Genomic DNA, 18,200 nt, shown 5'->3' with positions numbered 1-18,200 from the left:
TTACCCCTTCGTGCCGCAGGCGGCGTCCTTCAGATCGAGGACGTGGCCATCGTTGTATTTCGCGATGATGTTGTGGAAGAGCCGCGGGTCCACCGACGAGAAGTAGCGCACCGGCGCCTTCTCGCTCGGCTGCGCGACGGTGCCGTACACGGTCGCGTCAAGCCGCTCCGGCGATGCCTTCACCTTCTGCACCCATGCATCGAACTGCTCACGCGGCTCGGCGAGCGTGCGGAACTTCATGTCGGAGAAGCCGCGGCCGCTGAAGTTGGCGGACGTGCCCGCGTAGTTGCCGGGCTCGTCGGCGATCAGGTGCAGGCGCGTCTGCATGCCGGCCATCGCATAGACCTGGCCGCCGAGCTGCGGGATGAAGAACGAGTTCATCACCGAATCCGACGTGATGCGGAAGTTCACCGGCGTGCCGACCGGGATCGCGAGCTGGTTCACCGATGCGATGCCCAGCTCCGGATAGATGAACAGCCACTTCCAGTCGAGCGCGACCACCTCGACGTCGATCGGCTTCACCGACGATTCGAGCGGCTTGTACGGATCGAGCTCGTGCGTGGTCTTCCACGTGAGCACGCCGAGGAACAGGATGATCAGTGTCGGCACCGTCCAGATCACGACCTCGATCGCAGTCGAGTGCGACCAGTTCGGCGCGTAGGTGGCGTTGCGGTTGGACGCGCGGTAACGCCATGCGAACCACAGCGTGAGCAGGATCACCGGCACGACGACGATCAGCATCGCCCAGGTGGACGTCGCGATCAGCGCCTTTTCGGCGGCACCCACGCTTCCTTTCGGATTTAGTACATCTAAATTACAGCCTGACAGGCTCAAAGCCGCGCCGATCGACATCAGCGCCGCCCCGCCTTTTGAAGCTTTTCTTTTCATCACACAGCCCGAGGGTCATTGAATCCGTTTGCGTATGCCCGATGCGCATTCGATCCACGAAAGTGGCCGAATCATACGTCGCGCGAGTGCGATGAAAAACCAGCCAATGCGGCAAATCATCATTGCAGAATCTGCCGTGAGACACATTGTCGCGGGGCAATTTCACGCAGCCGGAAACCGGCCCGGCGCGCGTCGTGCCTGGCCTCGATCGATGCGCACGCAACTACTGCACCGCCGTGCGATGCGCGTTGCGCGCTGCTCGCGCGCCGTACCGCGATCAGCCGTGCGTCGACGCCATGTACGACGGCAGCGGCTGCGCGGGGCCGTCCCCGGTCGGCAGCTTCGAATGGCTCGCGTCTTCGATCAGCCGCCCGACGGTCGGATCGATAGCGTCGGTGAACGGCTTCGGATCGATGCCGACCGCGAGCACGATCAGCGCGAGCGACGCGAACATCACGATCTCGCGACGGTTCAGGTCGGCGAGCTTCGCGATCCGCTGCGTTGCGACCTTGCCGAACACGACGCGCTTGAGCATCCACAGCGTGTACGACGCGCTGAGGATCAACGTGAGCGCCGCGATGGCGCCGATCCAGAAGTTGAAACGGATCGCGCCCATGATGACCATGAACTCGCCGACGAAGCCCGACGTGCCCGGCAGGCCGACGTTGGCCATCGCGAACAGCACCGTGAAGGTCGCGAAACGCGGCATTACGCCCGCGACACCGCCGTACGCGGCAATCTCGCGCTGCTTCGTGCGATCGACGAGCACGTTCACGCACAACAGCATCGCGCCCGCGACGAAGCCGTACGACACGAGCTGCACGATCGCGCCTTCGACGCCGATCCGGTTGAACAGGAACAGCCCGAGCGTGACGATCCCCATGTGCGCGACCGTCGAATACGCGAGCAGCTTGCCGAGATCGGTCTGCGCGAGCGCGATCAGGCTCGCATAGACGATCGCGAACAGCGACAGCGCGATCACGGCCGGCGCGAAGAAGTGGCTCGCATCGGGCGTGACCGGCAGCGCGAAGCGCAGGAACCCGTAGCCGCCGAGCTTGAGCATCGCGAGCATCAGCGCGGCGCCGGTCGGGCCGTCGGTGTAGACGTCGCTCAGCCACGTGTGGACCGGCCACATCGGCACCTTGACCGCGAATGCGGCGAAGAACCCGATGAACACCAGCAACTGCGGCGCGAAGCCGAGCTGCAGCGTGCGCCACACGGCCATGTCGAACGTATGCGACTGCGCGTACAGGTAGAGCATCGCCATCAGCAGCAGCAGCGACCCGGCGAACGAGATGAAGAAGAACTTCACGGCAGCGTACACGCGACGCTCGCGCCCCCACGTGCCGATCAGCAGATAAAGCGGTATCAGCGTCGCCTCGAAGAAGATGAAGAACAGCAGTCCGTCCTGTGCGACGAACACGCCGACCATCAGCCCCGACAGGATCAGGAACGACGCGTAGTACTGCGCGACGCGCACCGTGACCGATTCCCATGACGCCACCACGACCACGACGGTCGTGAATGCGGTCAGCACGACGAGCCACAGCGACGCGCCGTCGATGCCGACCCGCCATCCGGAATTGAAGGCCGCCAGCCAGTTGCGGCTTTCGACGAACTGCATCGCGGCCGAATGCGCGTCGAAACCGGCGACGAGCGGAACGACGGCGGCAAGCCCCACCAGCGCACCGGCGAGCGCGATCAGCCGCGTTCGACGGGGATGACGGTCGGAACCGGCGCGCAGCAGACCGGCGCCGAACAGGATCGGAGCCCAGATGGCCAGGCTCAGGAAGGGGAAATCATGCATGTCAACAGGCCTTGATGAAGTCGCGCACTGCATCGGTGACAGGCGAGACGAAAGGAACGAAATCGAATCGACAGATAGATTTCGTGAATCGCCAGTGTTGGCAAAATGTAAAGCGGCGTCAGCGGATAACTTGACGCTGCTCAAATGCGATCGGGTTAACCAGCATAAGGCGATTGATTATTTTCTGCAGCGCAGCAGAACATCGATTTTCCACTCCAATCTATGCTTCTGATTTTTATGAGTAATTTTTTGTATTGGCGGATGAGGTCGAGCGCGGAAATCGACGCAGTGCCGCATTTTTGACGCGAGCCACGCATTTCCGAGGGTCGGAGCGAGCTTATCGATGCCCGAGGGAATGGTCGGCGCGCGGCTCGAATTCCTTACAACAATACTTTCATTTTTATTTCATTTCGCGTTGTGCGCGGCCGGCCGGGGTCGCCCCACCCGCTCGCTTCACGCTTCCCATCGCATTCGACGATGACGCGGGGAACCCCATGTGCGCGTCGTCATCGCGCGGTGATGATCGGGTCGCAATGGGAAATCGATGAAGCGGTGCGTACGCATGACGTGGAGCGGCGACGTAGCGAGCGTCGTCGCATCGACGGGGATGGCGCGCATCGATCATGTCGTTTGCAGCAGGCAGCTGCCGACTTCGCAACGGACGAGAGATCCGGCCGCATTGCGTGTCGAGCGCGCGACAGCGCCGGGCCGGAAAAAGAAAAAGCCCCGCAAGTCCGAGAACTTGCGGGGCTTTGTCACCGCTTTTGGCGGAGACGGAGGGATTCGAACCCTCGATCCAGGTTTTGGCCCAGATGCTCCCTTAGCAGGGGAGTGCCTTCGACCTCTCGGCCACGTCTCCCAAACTTTCGCTCGCACCAGGGAGGCAGTGCGACGAGAACGAAATAATATAGGGTTTCGAACCGCCCGTCAATTTCCGTGATGCATTTTCTTCAATGCATCACGGAAAATTCACGATGCCTGGTCGAGTTCGAATGCCTTGTGCAGCGCGCGGACGGCCAGCTCCATGTATTTCTCGTCGATCAGCACCGAAATCTTGATTTCGGACGTCGAGATCATCTGGATGTTGATGCCCTCTTCCGACAGCGTGCGGAACATCTTGCTCGCGACGCCCACGTGCGAACGCATGCCGACGCCGACAACCGACACCTTCGACACCTTCGGGTCGCCCTGCACGTGCTCGGCGTTCACGTGGCCCTTCACCTGGTTGGTGAGGATGTCCATCGCCTTCTGGTAGTCGCCGCGGCCGACCGTGAACGTGAAGTCGGTTTTGCCCTGGACGCTCTGGTTCTGGATGATCATGTCGACGTCGACGTTCGCATCCGCGACCGGGCCGAGGATCTGATATGCGATGCCCGGCTTGTCGGGCACGCCCATCACAGCAATGCGTGCTTCGTCGCGCTGGAACGCGATGCCGGAAATGACTGCCTTTTCCATGGTCTCGTCTTCTTCAAAAGTAATCAGGGTGCCCGAGCGCATTTCTTCGTCGAGCGCAATCAGCGGATCGGTCAGGCTCGACAGCACACGCGTCTTCACCTGGTATTTGCCGGCGAATTCGACCGAGCGGATCTGCAGGACCTTCGAGCCGAGGCTCGCCATTTCCAGCATTTCCTCGAACGTCACGCGATCGAGGCGTCGCGCCTCTTCGACCACGCGCGGATCGGTCGTGTAGACGCCGTCGACGTCCGTATAAATCAGGCACTCTTCGGCACCCAGCGCCGCCGCGACCGCCACCGCCGACGTATCCGAGCCGCCGCGGCCCAGCGTCGTGATGTGGCCGTCCGGATCGACGCCCTGGAAGCCCGTGATGATCACGACCTTGCCCGCATTCAGATCGGCCTTCACGCGCTCGTCGTCGATCGAGTGAATGCGCGCCTTCGTGAACGCGCTGTCGGTCTTGATCGGCACTTGCCAGCCCGCGTAGCTCACGGCCTCGACGCCGATTTCCTGCAGCGCGATCGACAGCAGGCCGACGCTGACCTGCTCGCCGGTCGACGCGATCATGTCGAGCTCGCGCGGGCTCGGCTGGCTCGAAATCTCTTTCGCGAGACCGAGCAGACGGTTGGTTTCGCCGGACATCGCCGAAGGCACCACCACCATCTGGTGCCCGGCCTGATGCCATTTTGCGACGCGTTTCGCGACGTTCTTGATGCGCTCGACCGAGCCCATCGAAGTGCCGCCGTATTTGTGTACGATGAGTGCCATTGTCGTTCTGAACTGGAGGAGAAACCGCACGGGCGCGCTGGGCAGGCCGCGTAGCCGTTCGGTCACGCGGCTTGTGGCTGTGGACGGACGACGAGAGGGACGGCTGGGACGCAACACGCAAGCGTGACGGAATTTGCCCGGAAGGCCGATCAGGCCGCGCAAACCGGGTACGTCACGCGGAAAACCTGCACAAATCGCTCAAAAATCGAGCCGAGCAAACGTCCGAGCGTACCCGATAGAGGCCCGCTTGACAAGCCGCTCGCCGCGTCCGAAGCCGTTCCGGCGCTGTTTACCAAATGGTGAAAATGCGCGCGCCATCGCGCCGCCGGCAGCCTGCCGAGATCAGGCGATCAGCATGTCCGGACGCCACTCGATCCGGCGCCATGCGCCGTCACCGGCTGCCCCGCCGCCGGGCACGCCGTCATCGCGATTCACGCCGACGCGCGGCACGAAGATCAGCCGGTCGCCGGCGAACAGCAGCGGCACGTCGCGCTGCCATGCGGGCACGCCGCGCTCCTGGAACAGGTTCTTCAGCGTACGGCCGGGGCCGCCCGGCGTCGTGCGCATCCGCTCGCCGCCCGCACGGACGCGTGCTGCCAGCCGCGCGCCGCGCAGCAGCGCCTCCGGCACCGCGTCCGCGCTTCCCGCTTCGGCCGGCGCGAACACGAACGTGCCGCGCCATCCCGGCAGGTGCCAGACTTCCTGCCCGTTCCATGCGAGCACCGCTTCCGGATGCGGCGTCCCCGTGCCGTCGTCGGCCGGGTCGCTGCTGTCGCCCGCTTCCCAGTAGACGACGTCGCGATAAAGGCGCAGGCATTGCCCCGCGTGATCGACGCGCAGCGCATGCGCGACGTTCGTGGCACGCAGTTGTCGCATCATGTTGGCGAGCCGGGCGGCCGACGCGCCCGGCAAACCGAGCCGGCGCATCCAGAAGCGCAGCAGGTTCGCACCGCGCGTATCGTCGAATCCGACCAGCGCGTCGCGCGACAGCGCACGGCCGTCATCGCGCGCGGCGACGGCGAAATCCAGTTCGGCCAGGTCGTCAAGCAGCCGCTGCGCGGCCGCCGCATGCTGGGCCGCCCGGCCGAGCGCATCGCGAAAACCCGGGAAATGCACGGCCAGCGCGGGCAGCACGTCGATACGCAGCGCATTGCGCGCATAGCGTGTGTCGTTGTTCGATTCGTCGTCGATCCATTGCAGATCGTGCTGTGCCGCATAGCGCTCCAGTTGCGCACGCAACAATCGCAGCAGCGGACGCACGCGCTCGACGCGCACGCCGTCAGGGCGGTAATGCGGCGCCATCGCGGCAAGCCCGGCAATCCCCGCGCCGCGCAACAACTGCAGCAACACGGTCTCGGCCTGGTCGTCCGCATGCTGGGCGAGCCACAGCGCGGCGGCGCCGTGGCGCTCGCACATCTCGTCGAGCGCCGCATAGCGCCGCTCGCGCGCCGTCGCCTCGACGCCGAGGCCGCTGTCGCGCGGCACGTCGACGCGCATCGATTCGAATGCGACACCGAGCGCGGCCGCGCTCGCCTGCGCATGCTCGACCCACGCGTCGGCATTCGCGCTCAGCCCGTGATGGACGTGCAGCGCGACGCAGCGCGACGCGCCCGCGACGCGCACGGCGGCGTCGAGCAGCACCGTCGAGTCGAGGCCGCCGCTGTAGGCGATCGCGATGCGCGCATCGGACGGCATGCCGGAAAGCGCAACGCCGACCGCGTCGAGAACGACGCGGTCGGCGGAGAATTCGGTCGGTGGGATCACGATCGGGGACACGCGCGCTGCGGCGCGCGTAGGGAAGACGCAGCCGGTCATGCGCCCGGCGTGGTTTCCTTGAACTTGCCGTAGGCCATCAGGCGTTCGAAGCGGCGCTCGCGCAGCGCATCGATGTTCATCCCCTGGAACTGGCGCAGCGAATCGGCGAGCGCGCGGCGCAGCAGCGCCGCCATGCCCTTCGGATCGCGATGCGCGCCGCCGAGCGGCTCGTTGATGATCTTGTCGATCAGGCCGAGCGCCTTCAGGCGGTGCGCGGTCAGGCCGAGCGCTTCCGCGGCTTCCGGCGCCTTCGCGGCGCTCTTCCACAGGATCGACGCACAGCCTTCCGGCGAGATCACCGAGTAGGTCGAGAACTGCAGCATCATCACGGTGTCGGCCACCGCGATCGCGAGCGCACCGCCCGAACCGCCCTCGCCGATCACCGTCGTGATGATCGGCGTCTTCAGCTCGGCCATCACGTACAGGTTCCGGCCGATCGCCTCCGACTGGCCGCGCTCTTCCGCGCCGATGCCCGGGTACGCGCCCGGCGTGTCGACGAACGTGAAGATCGGCAGCCCGAACTTCTCGGCAAGACGCATCAGGCGCTCGGCCTTGCGATAGCCTTCCGGACGCGGCATCCCGAAGTTGCGCGCGGCGCGTTCCTTGGTGTCGCGGCCCTTCTGGTGCCCGATCACCATGCACGGATGACCGCCGAAGCGCGCGAGGCCGCCGACGATCGACAGATCGTCCGCGAACGCACGGTCGCCGTGCAGCTCGTGAAAATCGGTAAACAGTTCCGCAACATAATCGAGCGTGTACGGACGCTGCGGATGCCGGGCGATCTGCGACACCTGCCACGGCGACAGGTTCGCGTAGAGATCTTTCGTCAGTTGCTGGCTTTTCTTCGACAGCCGCTCGATTTCTTCCGAAATGTCGACAGCCGAGTCGTCCTGCACGAATCGCAGTTCTTCGATCTTGGCCTCGAGTTCGGCGATCGGCTGTTCGAAATCCAGAAACGTGGTCTTCATGTGTTCGAATCCTTGGGTCTTGCGGCAGCGCGTATTCTACCCGCGCGGGCGATGCGCAAAACCGGCTCTCAACTATTGATGTTTAAAACCCGATAGCCGCTGCTCAGGCGTCGGCGTCGGGCGCATCGAGGCTGCGCCACATGTACCAGGTCGCGACGGTGCGCCACGGCTCCCAGTTGGCCGCGACTTCCCGCGCCTCGCTGCGCGTGACGGGTTCCCCGCTGAAATAATTGACGCTGATCGCACGGATCAGGCCCGGATCGTCGAGCGGCAGGACGTCCGGCCGCGACAGATTGAAGATCAGGAACATCTCGGCCGTCCAGCGGCTGATGCCGCGGATCTGCGTGAGCTCCGCGATCACGTCCTCGTCGTCCATCGACGTCCATTTGTCGACGTGCAGCGCGCCCGACACGAAATGCTGCGCGAGATCGAGGATGTATTCCGTCTTGCGCTTCGACAGCCCGCACGCGATCAGCTTGTCCGCGCCGAGCCGGATCACCGGCTGCGGCGCGAGTTTCGGGCAGGCATCTCCGATGCGCGCCCACAGCGACTGCGCGGACGGCACCGAAATCTGCTGGCCGACCACCGAGCGCGCGAGCGTGACGAACGGGTCGCCGCGCTTCACGAGATGCGCGGGACCGAACTTCGGAATCAGTTTCTTCAGAATCCGGTCGCGCTTGACGAGGTCGGCGCATGCCTTGTCCCAGTATGCAGGACGCACGACGACCTCCTCGCCGTCCGCTTCGGACGCACGGGCCTTGCGGGCCGCATCGGCGGCCGGCTGCGCGGCCGCCGGCTGCGCGTGACCGTTGAGCGCGCCGTTCGGCACGGCGCGCGTCGCGTCCGGCTTCGCCGCCGGCACGCGCTTGGCTGCCGGACGCGCGGCGACAGGGGTCGCGCGCCTGACCGGCGCTTTTCTGGCCGTTGCCATCTTGCCTCCTACCTGACGGATCGGTCAGTGGAACGCACCGCGCTCATACGCGACGCCATTCGGTCGATCCGCCCGGTTTGTCTTCAAGTGCGATACCGGTCTCGAGCAGTTCCGCCCGGATCCGGTCCGCTTCGGCATAGTCCTTCGCTTGCTTCGCCGCGACACGCGCGGCGATCTTCGCTTCGATCTCGTCGGCGGCGAGCCCGCCCGCCTGCGCGGCGCCGGACGCCTGCTGCAGAAACGCGCGCGGTTCGCGGCCCAGCAGGCCGAGCAGGCCCGCCAGCTGTTTCAGTTGCCGCGCGAGCGACGCGTCGCGCGTGCGATTCACCTCGCCCGCCAGCTCGAACAGCGTCGCCACCGCCACCGGCGTGTTGAAGTCGTCGTTCATCGCGGCCGCGAAACGCTGCGCATGCGGCTCGTTCCAGTCGAGCGCGAGCGTGTCGGTCTCGACATCCTTCAGCGCGGTATAGAGGCGCGTGAGCGATGCGCGCGCATCGTCGAGATGCACGTCGCTGTAATTGAGCGGCGAACGGTAATGCGTGCGCACGATGAAGAAGCGCATGACCTCGGCGTCGTACCGTTCGAGCACTTCGCGGATCGTGAAGAAGTTGCCGAGCGATTTCGACATCTTCTCGTTGTCGACCTGCACGAAGCCGTTGTGCATCCAGTAATTGACGAACGTCTGGCCGGTCGCGCCCTCGCTCTGCGCGATCTCGTTCTCGTGGTGCGGGAATTGCAGATCCTGCCCGCCGCCATGAATGTCGAAATGCTCGCCGAGCAGCGTGCAGCCCATCGCCGAGCACTCGATGTGCCAGCCCGGGCGCCCCATCCCGTACTTCGACGCCCACGACGTGCCTTCCGGATCTTCCGGCTTCGCGCGCTTCCACAGCACGAAGTCGAGCGGATCTTCCTTCGCGTCGTTCGCGGCGACGCGTTCGCCCGCGCGCAGATCGTCGAGCGACTTGCCCGACAGCTTCCCGTAGTTCGCGAACTTGCGCACCGAGTAATTGACGTCGCCGTCGGTCGCCTGGTACGCGTAGCCGTTCGTCTCGAGCGTCTCGATCATGCCGAGCATCTGCGGAATGAACTCGGTCGCGCGCGGCTCGATGTCGGGCCGCTGGATGCCGAGCGCGCTTTCGTCGTCGTGCATCGCGCCGATGAACCGGTCGGTCAGCGACTTGATCGTCTCGCCGTTCTCGACCGCGCGGCGGATGATCTTGTCGTCGATGTCGGTGATGTTGCGCACATACGTGACTCGATAGCCGATCGCACGCAACCAGCGCTGGACGAGGTCGAACACGACCAGCATGCGCGCGTGGCCCACGTGACAATAGTCGTATACGGTGATGCCGCATACGTACATCCGCACTTCGCCGGGATGGCGCGGCACGAAGACTTGCTTGTCACGCGCGAGCGTGTTGTAGATGCGCAGTGATTCCATAGAGATGAACCGTGAGCCGAAGGAAACCGCCCTGGCGAAGCTCGCCCAGCATGCGAAACGGACGGACCATCTGCTGCGGCCCCAGGCCGAGCGTCCTCGATATCACATGGGGCGGTCAGGCTGCAAGCACAGCGGTGACGGCCACGAGAGGCAAAGAAAGACTGTCCGCCGCTCGCCGGAACGCGCAGACGTTTTGTTAGAATGGGTCGGAGTATAACATTCCGATTTACGCCTATGAAACCTCATCGCGGCCGCGCGCGCAGCGCTGCGACCCTCGTTGCGACCACCGTCATGGGCGTCGCGCTGACGCTTTTCGCGGCTCCCGCGGCGCATGCGCAGAAGGCCCCGGCCACCGCCGACGGCACCCCCGAAATCGACGCGTCGATCGCCGGCAAGCAGTGGAAGCAGGCGCTCGCGCAGCTCGACGCGCGCATCGCGTCGAACCCGCACGACCTTCAGGCGCAATTCAAGCGCGGTACCGTGCTGGCCCGCCTGAACCGCGACGACGACGCGATCCAGCAGTTCGTCGCGATCACGCAGGCGTACCCCGAACTGCCCGAGCCGTACAACAACCTTGCGGCGCTCTACGCGAAGCACGGCCGCTACGACGAAGCGCGCACCGCGCTCGTCACGGCGACGCAATCGAACCCGAGCTACTCGCTCGCGTACGAGAACCTCGGCGATCTTTACCTGCGCCTCGCGGCCGAGTCGTACAAGCGTGCGCAATCGCTCGGCCGCACGAGCGGCGCGACCGCGCAGCGCCTCGCCGATCTCCAGAAGATCGTGTCGCCGCCGAAGGCCGCGCCGAACGCCCGCGCGACCACCCCGGCCACGCGCGACTACACCGACCGCGCCGCCGCGAACGTGAGCACCACCACGCTGCCGATGTCGCCGACGTTCCAGTTCAACGGTCCGTCGGGCGCACTGGCGGCGCCGTACGTCGCGCCGTCGCAATAAGCGGCGCGGCCTTCCCTCCCTCCCAACCTGAGGATCGCAATGAAACGTCTGTTGCTGGCGCTTGGCGGCGCCGCCCTTCTCGCGACCGCGACCGCACCTGCGTTCGCGCAATCGGCTACCGCGCACCCCGTCGTGCAGCTGAAGACCTCGCAGGGCGACATCCGCGTCGAGCTCTATCCGGAGAAGGCGCCGAAATCCGTCGCCAACTTCCTCGATTACGTGAAGGCCGGCCAGTACAACGGCACGATCTTCCATCGCGTGATCAAGGGCTTCATGATCCAGGGCGGCGGCTACAAGACCAACTTCGAGGAGAAGCCGACCCGCGCGCCGATCCCGCTGGAAAGCCGCAATGGTCTGAAGAACCTGACGGGCACGATCGCGATGGCGCGCACGAGCGATCCGAACTCGGCCACCGCGCAATTCTTCATCAACACGGTCGACAACGGCGGCCTCGACTACCCGAACCCGGACGGCAACGGCTATGCGGTGTTCGGCAAGGTCGTGTCGGGTCTCGACGTCGTGAAGAAGATCGAAGGCGTCGCGACGACCTCGCGCGGCCCGATGCAGGACGTGCCCGCACAACCGATCGTGATCGAATCGGCCAGCATCGTCTCGAAGTAAGCACCTGCCGGCCCGTCCGGCACCTCACGCGGCCGCGTCGCACGACCGGCCGCGTGCCATTTAAACCGCCTCATCGAAGGAATTCATCATGGTTGAACTGCATACGAACCACGGCGTGATCAAGCTCGAGCTCGACGCCGAGAAGGCACCGAAGACGGTCGAGAACTTCCTGAACTACGTGAAGAAGGGCCACTACGACGGCACCGTATTCCATCGCGTGATCAACGGTTTCATGATCCAGGGCGGCGGCTTCGAGCCGGGCCTGAAGCAGAAGCCGACCGACGCGCCGATCGACAACGAGGCGAACAACGGTCTGAAGAACGACAACTACACGGTCGCGATGGCGCGCACGAACGATCCGCACTCGGCGACCGCCCAGTTCTTCATCAACGTGAACGACAACGACTTCCTGAACCACTCGTCGCCGACGCCGCAAGGCTGGGGCTACGCCGTGTTCGGCAAGGTCGTCGAAGGCCAGGACGTGGTCGACAAGATCAAGGGCGTCAAGACGGGCAACGCCGGTTTCCATCAGGACGTACCGACCGACGACGTCGTGATCGAAAAGGCCGTCGTGGTCTGACGCACGGTTACGGAGGCACTTCGATGTTGCAGGAAAGTCCGCCGCGAAGCGTCTCCGCGGGCGTGCCGGGCGAGCGCGAATACGCGCAAGCCGCACGCCCGTTCCTGTTTCTCTCCGATCTGCACCTGAGCGAAGCGATTCCGAAGACGGTCGCCGCGTTCGAGCATTTCGTGAAATACACCGCCGACAGCGCCGACTCGGTGTTCATCCTCGGCGACCTGTTCGAATACTGGATCGGCGACGACATCCTCGACGACGATCCGTTCGCGGCACGCATGGCCGCGCTGATGCATACGTTTTCGGAGCGCGGCATTGCGCTCTACGTGATGCACGGCAACCGCGATTTCCTGCTCGGCCGGCGCTTCATGAAGGCAGCCGGTGCGATGCTGCTGCCCGACCCTTCGCTGATCACGGCGTTCGGCCAGCGCATCGTGCTCGCGCACGGCGACGCGCAATGCACGGCTGACCGCGGCTATCAGCTGTTCCGCCGCTTCGCACGCAACCGCGCCATGCAATGGCTGTTTCTCGCATGGCCGCTCCGCTGGCGCCGCGGGCTCGCGCAGCGCATGCGCTCGAACAGCGAAGCGGGCCGGATGCGCCCGGCGTCGGCCATCTACGATGTCACGCGCGAAGGCGTGGCCGCGCTGTTCCGGAAAAGCCGCGCGAGCGTGATCATTCACGGCCACACGCACCGCCCTGCCCGGCACATGGAACCCGGTGGTATCCGCTGGGTGTTGCCCGACTGGGATCTCGACCACGGCAAGCCGCGCGGCGGGTACCTGCGCGTCGACGCGGAAGGCATCCACGCGATGCCGCTCGACTGACGTCGCGGCTGCCGCCGCACCGACCGGCAGCCGCGAACGTTCATTGAATCAGGTCTGACGTTCGACCGACCTACCTTCCAGCACGGCCGACAGGCGACGCAGATCGAGGCGCGCCGCGTCGGCGCCCTGCAGTGTTTCCAGATGCGTGCCGAGCCGTTCGAGCGCCGCGACGATCTCGTCGACGCGACGGCTTTCCTTCGCCGCGTGATCGATCAGCCCGTGAATCGCGAGCGACATCGGATCATCGGCATTCGGCGTGATCCCGTATGCGCAGAACGCCGCGCGTTCGGGCTGCGGCTTCGGCTGCGCCGGCATCACGATGCGCGCCGGATTGCCGACCGCCGTGCCGCCTGCCGGCACCGGCTTCACGACGACCGCGTTCGAACCAATCTTCGCCCCCGCGCCGACCGTGAAGCCGCCGAGCACCTTCGCGCCCGCCCCGACGATCACGCCGGCCTCGAGTGTCGGATGGCGCTTGGCGCCGCGCGTGAGCGACGTGCCGCCCAGCGTCACGCCCTGATAGATCGTGCAGTCGTCGCCGATGATCGCCGTCTCGCCGATCACGACGCCCATCCCGTGATCGATGAACACGCGCCGGCCGATCGTCGCGCCGGGGTGGATCTCGATCCCCGTCAGGAAACGGCCGGCCTGCGACGCGAAACGCGCGAGCCAGTAGCGCTTCGCGCGCCAGCATGCGTGCGCGAAACGGTGCAGCACGAGCGCATGCAGCCCCGGATAACAGGTCAGCACTTCCCACGCACTGCGAGCGGCGGGATCCCGCTCGCGAATCGTTGCGACGTCTTCGCGCAGTCTCGTGAACATGATGTGGTCCGGGAAAAAGCCCGCGCGCGTCGCCGGCCATGGCCGACCCTTATCGCGCCGGGTCATTTACTTATGAGGTTTGGCGATTGTAGGGCGAGTCGCACACGGCCGCACGAGCCCGCGCGTTCACCCCGCCGACGACGGGGGTATTCAGGCGGAACGCCTGCTGCCGTCGGGTTTGTTCGCGGGAGGGTCGACCGGGGAGCGATCTGCCCCGGCGCTTTCGGCGGCCCCGGCGGCACATCTGTTCGACGGGAAGATTTCCCGTGCGCCGGGAAACCCGCGACCCGCGCCGCCGACTGACGACCAGGCTTACGCGTCGCCGCCCGGCTTGCCCGATTTCAACAGGATGTGCTTCGCGACACCGCGCAGGATGTTGACCTCTTCGCGCTCGAGGCCCGTGCGCGCGAACAGGCGTCGCAGCCGCGGCATCAGCTTCTTCGGGTTGCGCGGATCGAGGAAATCGAGCGCGACCAGCGCGTTCTCGAGGTGCGCGTACATCCGCTCGATCTCGTCGCTCTGCGCAAGCGTGCCGGTTTCGGCCGACGGTTGCGCCGACGGCGCGCTCGCCTGATCGAGAAACGCGACACGCAACTCGTACGCGAGCACCTGCACGGCCTGTGCGAGATTCAACGAACTGTAGGCCGGGTTCGCGGGAATGTGCGCGAGCGCGCTGCACTGCTCGACGTGCTCGTTCGCGAGGCCCGTGCGCTCGTTGCCGAACACGAGCGCGATGTCGCCCGTGCCGACCTGGGCGCACGCCTGCGCGGCCGCGGCACGCGGCGCGAGGCGCGGCGGCCCGTATTCGCGCGTGCGCGCGGTCAGCGCAATCGACCAGTGAACGCCGGACAGCGCTTCGCCCAGCGTCGGCACGACGTGCGCGGACGCGAGGACGTCGTCCGCGCCGCTGGCCATCGCGATCGCCTCGGGGTCGCTCTGCACGTGCGGCACGCGCGGCGCGACCAGCACGAGACGCGAAAAGCCCATCGTCTTCAGCGCGCGGGCGGCCGCCCCGACATTGCCGGGATGGCTCGGCTCGACGAGCACGAAACGGGTGGACGTGAAGCCGCCGGACGGCGGCAGGGACGAGGCCGCGCCCGGCTTGGCCGGCGCGGCGGTGTTCTGCGGGGTTTCCACTACGATACGACTCGGTTCGTCAGAATGGCCGTATGGTATCGCCATCGCCGCGGCAAACCCACTCGTCCAGATGGATAGTGGGGGTTTCCCCGTATTCCGGTCACCTGAAACCGCCAAAAATCGGGTAAAATCATGCCTTTACGCGTCGCATAACGTGCGGCGCGGGTCGTACCCCGTTCTTTGTCAATTCGCGTCTCACCTCGCCTGCCACGTTTTGCGCCGTGCCGGGCGGTCGTTCCACTTCGTGGCGGCCCGTGCCGCCGGCTACAGGATCCAGGCTCATGCATCCCATGCTCAACATCGCTGTCAAGGCTGCGCGCCGCGCCGGACAGATCATCAATCGTGCGTCCCTCGATCTCGACCTGATCGAGATTCGCAAGAAGCAGCAAAACGACTTCGTCACCGAAGTGGACAAGGCCGCCGAAGACGCGATCATCGAGACGCTGAAGACTGCGTACCCCGACCACGCGATCCTCGCGGAAGAATCGGGCGAATCGGAAAACGAATCCGAATTCAAGTGGATCATCGATCCGCTCGACGGCACGACCAACTTCATCCACGGCTTCCCGTACTACTGCGTATCGATCGCGCTCGAGCACAAGGGCGTCGTCACGCAGGCCGTCGTCTACGATCCGAACAAGAACGACCTGTTCACGGCCACCCGCGGCCGCGGCGCGTACCTGAACGACCGCCGCATCCGCGTCGGCCGCCGCGACCGCCTGTCGGACGCGCTGGTCGGCACGGGCTTCCCGTTCCGCGAAAAGGACGGCCTCGACGCCTACGCGCGCCTCTTCACCGAAATGACGCAGGCCTGCACGGGCCTGCGCCGCCCGGGCGCGGCCGCACTCGATCTCGCGAACGTCGCGGCCGGCCGCCTCGACGCGTTCTTCGAGCAAGGCATCAACGTGTGGGACATGGCAGCGGGCAGCCTGCTGATCACCGAGGCCGGCGGCCTCGTCGGCAACTACACGGGCGACGCCGATTTCCTGCATCGCCATGAAATCGTCGCCGCGAACCCGAAGATCTACGCGCAGATGATCCCGATCCTGAAGGGTTACACGCGCGTGCATCCGGCGGCGGAGTAAGCCCCGGCCGCGCCCGCCCGGCGCGGCTTTCGCATGCATCGCCCGCGGGCATCGTCATGACGGCGCGCCGTTCGCCTCCCGGTTGCCGGGAGGCGGACAATCTTCCCGCACGACGGTCGCCGCGTACGCCTATCCTGAAGTTGCCCGAGTGGCTCGCGGGGTGGCGGCCGGCCGACGGACTGCCGCCTGCGCCGCCGCTCCCGCAGCGACCATGAAGGGCTTGCGTCCGGCATGCGTGCACGGCGGACCATACCGCCGGCCTGCCGGCCCCAGCCCGTATCAACACCGCCACGACGCCGTGGCAATCGCATCCGAGTCCCCATGTTACGGCTAAGCGAAATCAAACTCCCCCTCGATCACCCCGAAAGCGCGCTCGAGGCCGCCGTTCGCGCGCGTCTCGCGGAGCTTGGCGTGGCCGAGGACGGGCTCCTCCGTTACACCGTGTTCCGCCGTGCGCACGATGCGCGCAAGCGCGCCGACATCAAGCTCACGTACATCGTCGATGTCGAAGTCGCCGACGAAGCGGCCGCGATCAAGCGCCTCGCCGGCAAGCCCCATTGCGGCGTGACGCCCGACATGGCGTACCACTTCGTCACGAAGGCGCCCGAGCACGGCAATTTCCAGCGCCCGGTCGTGATCGGCATGGGGCCGTGCGGCCTGTTCGCGGGGCTGATCCTCGCGCAGATGGGTTTCCGCCCCATCATCCTCGAACGCGGCAAGGCCGTGCGCGAGCGCACCAAGGACACCTTCGGCCTGTGGCGCAAGAGCGTGCTCAACCCCGAGTCCAACGTGCAGTTCGGCGAAGGCGGAGCCGGGACGTTTTCCGACGGCAAGCTGTACAGCCAGATCAAGGATCCCCATCACTACGGCCGCAAGGTGCTGGACGAATTCGTCAAGGCCGGCGCGCCGGAAGACATCCTGTACCTGAGCCGGCCGCACATCGGCACGTTCCGCCTCGTCAGCATGGTGGAAAAGATGCGTGCGTCGATCCACGAACTGGGCGGCGAAGTGCGTTTCGAAACGCGGGTCGACGACATCGAGATCGATCAGGGCAAGGTGCGCGCGCTCAAGCTGTCGAACGGCGAAACGCTGCCGTGCGACCACGTGGTGCTGGCCGTGGGCCACAGCGCGCGCGACACCTTCCAGATGCTGAACGATCGCGGCGTCTATATCGAAGCCAAGCCGTTCTCGCTGGGCTTTCGCATCGAGCATCCGCAGGGGCTGATCGATCGCAGCCGCTTCGGCAAGTTCGCGGGCCACAAGCAGCTCGGCGCGGCCGACTACAAGGTGGTCCACCACTGCAGCAATGGCCGGGCCGTCTACAGCTTCTGCATGTGCCCGGGCGGCACGGTGGTCGCGGCCACCTCCGAGCCGGGCCGCGTGGTCACCAACGGCATGAGCCAGTATTCGCGGGCCGAGCGCAATGCGAATGCGGGCATCGTCGTCGGCATCACGCCGGACGACTACCCTGGCGGCCCGCTGGCCGGCATCGCGTTCCAGCGCAAATGGGAAGAGCGTGCGTTCGAACTCGGCGGCGGCGATTATCGCGCGCCGGGCCAGCTGGTCGGCGATTTCATCGCAGGCCGGCCGTCGACTTCGCTGGGCTCGGTGGAGCCGTCGTACAAGCCGGGCGTGAACCCGACCGACCTCAGCACCGCGCTGCCCGACTACGTGATCGAGGCGATCCGCGAAGCGCTGCCCGAGATCGACAAGAAGATCGCCGGCTTCGCGATGCACGATGCAGTGCTCACCGGTGTCGAGACGCGCACGTCGTCGCCGATCCGGATTCGACGCAAGGACGACTACCAGAGCGTGAACGTCGACGGCCTGTATCCGGCGGGTGAAGGCGCCGGATATGCGGGCGGCATCTACTCGGCAGCCATCGACGGGATCGAAGTCGCGCAGGCGGTGGCGCTCGACATGATATCGGCGCACGCGGACTGATGTACCACGCCGCTCGGTGCGCGCAGGTCCGCGTGCCGAGCGATGTCGATTCCCGCCTGTCCGTCGGCAAGCGAGGTCGAACGGGTGCGCGAGGCTGCCGGCAAACCTGGGCAGCCAAAGCAACGTTTCCCGGTCACACGCGCACCCGACCCACGGC

15 protein-coding genes and 1 tRNA gene are annotated in these 18,200 nt (G+C 65.8%); 6 read left to right on the top strand and 10 right to left on the bottom strand.

Annotated elements, in window-relative coordinates; genetic code table 11:
• The 8 genes from cyoA to cysS form a co-directional block, all read right to left on the bottom strand.
• Window positions 1-888 (bottom strand): ubiquinol oxidase subunit II, encoded by an 888-nt coding sequence (gene cyoA, locus HWX08_RS16125; RefSeq protein ID WP_069257032.1) that lies wholly within the window; start codon window positions 886-888, stop codon window positions 1-3.
• 277 nt (window positions 889-1,165) lie between these two features.
• Window positions 1,166-2,695, bottom strand: a complete 1,530-nt coding sequence (locus HWX08_RS16120; protein ID WP_174921676.1) for a complex I subunit 4 family protein — start codon at window positions 2,693-2,695, stop codon at window positions 1,166-1,168.
• 765 nt (window positions 2,696-3,460) lie between these two features.
• Window positions 3,461-3,554: transfer RNA gene (locus HWX08_RS16115), tRNA-Ser, on the bottom strand.
• 110 nt (window positions 3,555-3,664) lie between these two features.
• Window positions 3,665-4,918, bottom strand: coding sequence for an aspartate kinase (locus tag HWX08_RS16110; RefSeq protein ID WP_069257034.1), 1,254 nt, complete (start codon window positions 4,916-4,918; stop codon window positions 3,665-3,667).
• A 342-nt stretch (window positions 4,919-5,260) separates the two neighbouring features.
• Window positions 5,261-6,682: a tRNA lysidine(34) synthetase TilS gene (tilS, locus tag HWX08_RS16105; RefSeq protein WP_174921690.1), complete on the bottom strand. Its 1,422-nt coding sequence runs from the start codon at window positions 6,680-6,682 to the stop codon at window positions 5,261-5,263.
• 47 nt (window positions 6,683-6,729) lie between these two features.
• Window positions 6,730-7,701 carry an acetyl-CoA carboxylase carboxyltransferase subunit alpha gene (locus HWX08_RS16100; protein ID WP_174921675.1) on the bottom strand — a complete coding sequence of 324 codons (972 nt, stop codon included), beginning with the start codon at window positions 7,699-7,701 and terminating at the stop codon, window positions 6,730-6,732.
• Between the two features lie 103 nt (window positions 7,702-7,804).
• A complete protein-coding gene (locus tag HWX08_RS16095; protein ID WP_069257036.1) occupies window positions 7,805-8,632 on the bottom strand; it encodes a DNA-3-methyladenine glycosylase family protein in 828 nt (275 codons plus the stop codon).
• Window positions 8,633-8,675: 43 nt separating this feature from the next.
• A complete protein-coding gene (gene cysS / locus HWX08_RS16090; RefSeq protein ID WP_174921674.1) occupies window positions 8,676-10,073 on the bottom strand; it encodes a cysteine--tRNA ligase in 1,398 nt (465 codons plus the stop codon).
• 234 nt (window positions 10,074-10,307) lie between these two features.
• Here cysS and HWX08_RS16085 point away from each other — a divergent pair, with 234 nt between their 5' ends.
• The 4 genes from HWX08_RS16085 to HWX08_RS16070 all read left to right on the top strand — a co-directional run bounded on the left by HWX08_RS16085 (window position 10,308) and on the right by HWX08_RS16070 (window position 13,055).
• Window positions 10,308-11,030, top strand: a complete 723-nt coding sequence (locus tag HWX08_RS16085) for a tetratricopeptide repeat protein (protein ID WP_069257038.1) — start codon at window positions 10,308-10,310, stop codon at window positions 11,028-11,030.
• A gap of 39 nt (window positions 11,031-11,069) precedes the next feature.
• The gene (locus HWX08_RS16080) at window positions 11,070-11,651 is read left to right on the top strand and encodes a peptidylprolyl isomerase (protein ID WP_174921673.1); all 582 of its coding nucleotides are present in this window, start codon (window positions 11,070-11,072) and stop codon (window positions 11,649-11,651) included.
• A gap of 88 nt (window positions 11,652-11,739) precedes the next feature.
• Complete coding sequence (locus tag HWX08_RS16075; protein ID WP_069257039.1) at window positions 11,740-12,231, top strand: peptidylprolyl isomerase; 492 nt, start codon at window positions 11,740-11,742, stop codon at window positions 12,229-12,231.
• 23 nt (window positions 12,232-12,254) lie between these two features.
• The gene (locus HWX08_RS16070) at window positions 12,255-13,055 is read left to right on the top strand and encodes a UDP-2,3-diacylglucosamine diphosphatase (protein ID WP_174921672.1); all 801 of its coding nucleotides are present in this window, start codon (window positions 12,255-12,257) and stop codon (window positions 13,053-13,055) included.
• A gap of 48 nt (window positions 13,056-13,103) precedes the next feature.
• Here HWX08_RS16070 and cysE read toward each other — a convergent pair whose 3' ends face one another.
• Together cysE and HWX08_RS16060 are read right to left on the bottom strand one after the other, a co-directional pair.
• Entirely contained in the window at window positions 13,104-13,877 is a 774-nt protein-coding gene (cysE, locus tag HWX08_RS16065) for a serine O-acetyltransferase (RefSeq protein WP_069257041.1), read from the bottom strand.
• 312 nt (window positions 13,878-14,189) lie between these two features.
• On the bottom strand, window positions 14,190-15,014 hold the full coding sequence (locus HWX08_RS16060; RefSeq protein WP_069257042.1) for an RNA methyltransferase: 825 nt from the start codon (window positions 15,012-15,014) through the stop codon (window positions 14,190-14,192).
• A gap of 281 nt (window positions 15,015-15,295) precedes the next feature.
• Between HWX08_RS16060 and HWX08_RS16055 the strand changes: the two genes are divergently transcribed.
• Together HWX08_RS16055 and HWX08_RS16050 are read left to right on the top strand one after the other, a co-directional pair.
• Window positions 15,296-16,099, top strand: coding sequence for an inositol monophosphatase family protein (locus HWX08_RS16055; protein ID WP_011352522.1), 804 nt, complete (start codon window positions 15,296-15,298; stop codon window positions 16,097-16,099).
• Between the two features lie 321 nt (window positions 16,100-16,420).
• Window positions 16,421-18,043, top strand: a complete 1,623-nt coding sequence (locus tag HWX08_RS16050; protein WP_174921671.1) for an NAD(P)/FAD-dependent oxidoreductase — start codon at window positions 16,421-16,423, stop codon at window positions 18,041-18,043.
• Window positions 18,044-18,200 lie beyond the last annotated feature (157 nt).

The sequence above is a fragment of the Burkholderia metallica genome, from assembly GCF_902832845.1.
GTDB lineage: Bacteria > Pseudomonadota > Gammaproteobacteria > Burkholderiales > Burkholderiaceae > Burkholderia > Burkholderia metallica.
Note: the sequence above shows the minus strand (reverse complement) of the source record. Positions and strands in the feature narration are given on the sequence as shown.

What these genes read in the sequence shown, in the direction of transcription:
- cyoA (WP_069257032.1), bottom strand. Translation starts at nt 888, where the DNA reads ATGAAAAGAAAAGCTTCAAAAGGCGGGGCGGCGCTGATGTCGATCGGC.
- HWX08_RS16120 (WP_174921676.1), bottom strand. Translation starts at nt 2,695, where the DNA reads ATGCATGATTTCCCCTTCCTGAGCCTGGCCATCTGGGCTCCGATCCTG.
- HWX08_RS16110 (WP_069257034.1), bottom strand. Translation starts at nt 4,918, where the DNA reads ATGGCACTCATCGTACACAAATACGGCGGCACTTCGATGGGCTCGGTC.
- HWX08_RS16100 (WP_174921675.1), bottom strand. Translation starts at nt 7,701, where the DNA reads ATGAAGACCACGTTTCTGGATTTCGAACAGCCGATCGCCGAACTCGAG.
- HWX08_RS16095 (WP_069257036.1), bottom strand. Translation starts at nt 8,632, where the DNA reads ATGGCAACGGCCAGAAAAGCGCCGGTCAGGCGCGCGACCCCTGTCGCC.
- cysS (WP_174921674.1), bottom strand. Translation starts at nt 10,073, where the DNA reads ATGGAATCACTGCGCATCTACAACACGCTCGCGCGTGACAAGCAAGTC.
- HWX08_RS16085 (WP_069257038.1), top strand. Translation starts at nt 10,308, where the DNA reads ATGAAACCTCATCGCGGCCGCGCGCGCAGCGCTGCGACCCTCGTTGCG.
- HWX08_RS16080 (WP_174921673.1), top strand. Translation starts at nt 11,070, where the DNA reads ATGAAACGTCTGTTGCTGGCGCTTGGCGGCGCCGCCCTTCTCGCGACC.
- HWX08_RS16075 (WP_069257039.1), top strand. Translation starts at nt 11,740, where the DNA reads ATGGTTGAACTGCATACGAACCACGGCGTGATCAAGCTCGAGCTCGAC.
- HWX08_RS16070 (WP_174921672.1), top strand. Translation starts at nt 12,255, where the DNA reads ATGTTGCAGGAAAGTCCGCCGCGAAGCGTCTCCGCGGGCGTGCCGGGC.
- cysE (WP_069257041.1), bottom strand. Translation starts at nt 13,877, where the DNA reads ATGTTCACGAGACTGCGCGAAGACGTCGCAACGATTCGCGAGCGGGAT.
- HWX08_RS16055 (WP_011352522.1), top strand. Translation starts at nt 15,296, where the DNA reads ATGCATCCCATGCTCAACATCGCTGTCAAGGCTGCGCGCCGCGCCGGA.
- HWX08_RS16050 (WP_174921671.1), top strand. Translation starts at nt 16,421, where the DNA reads ATGTTACGGCTAAGCGAAATCAAACTCCCCCTCGATCACCCCGAAAGC.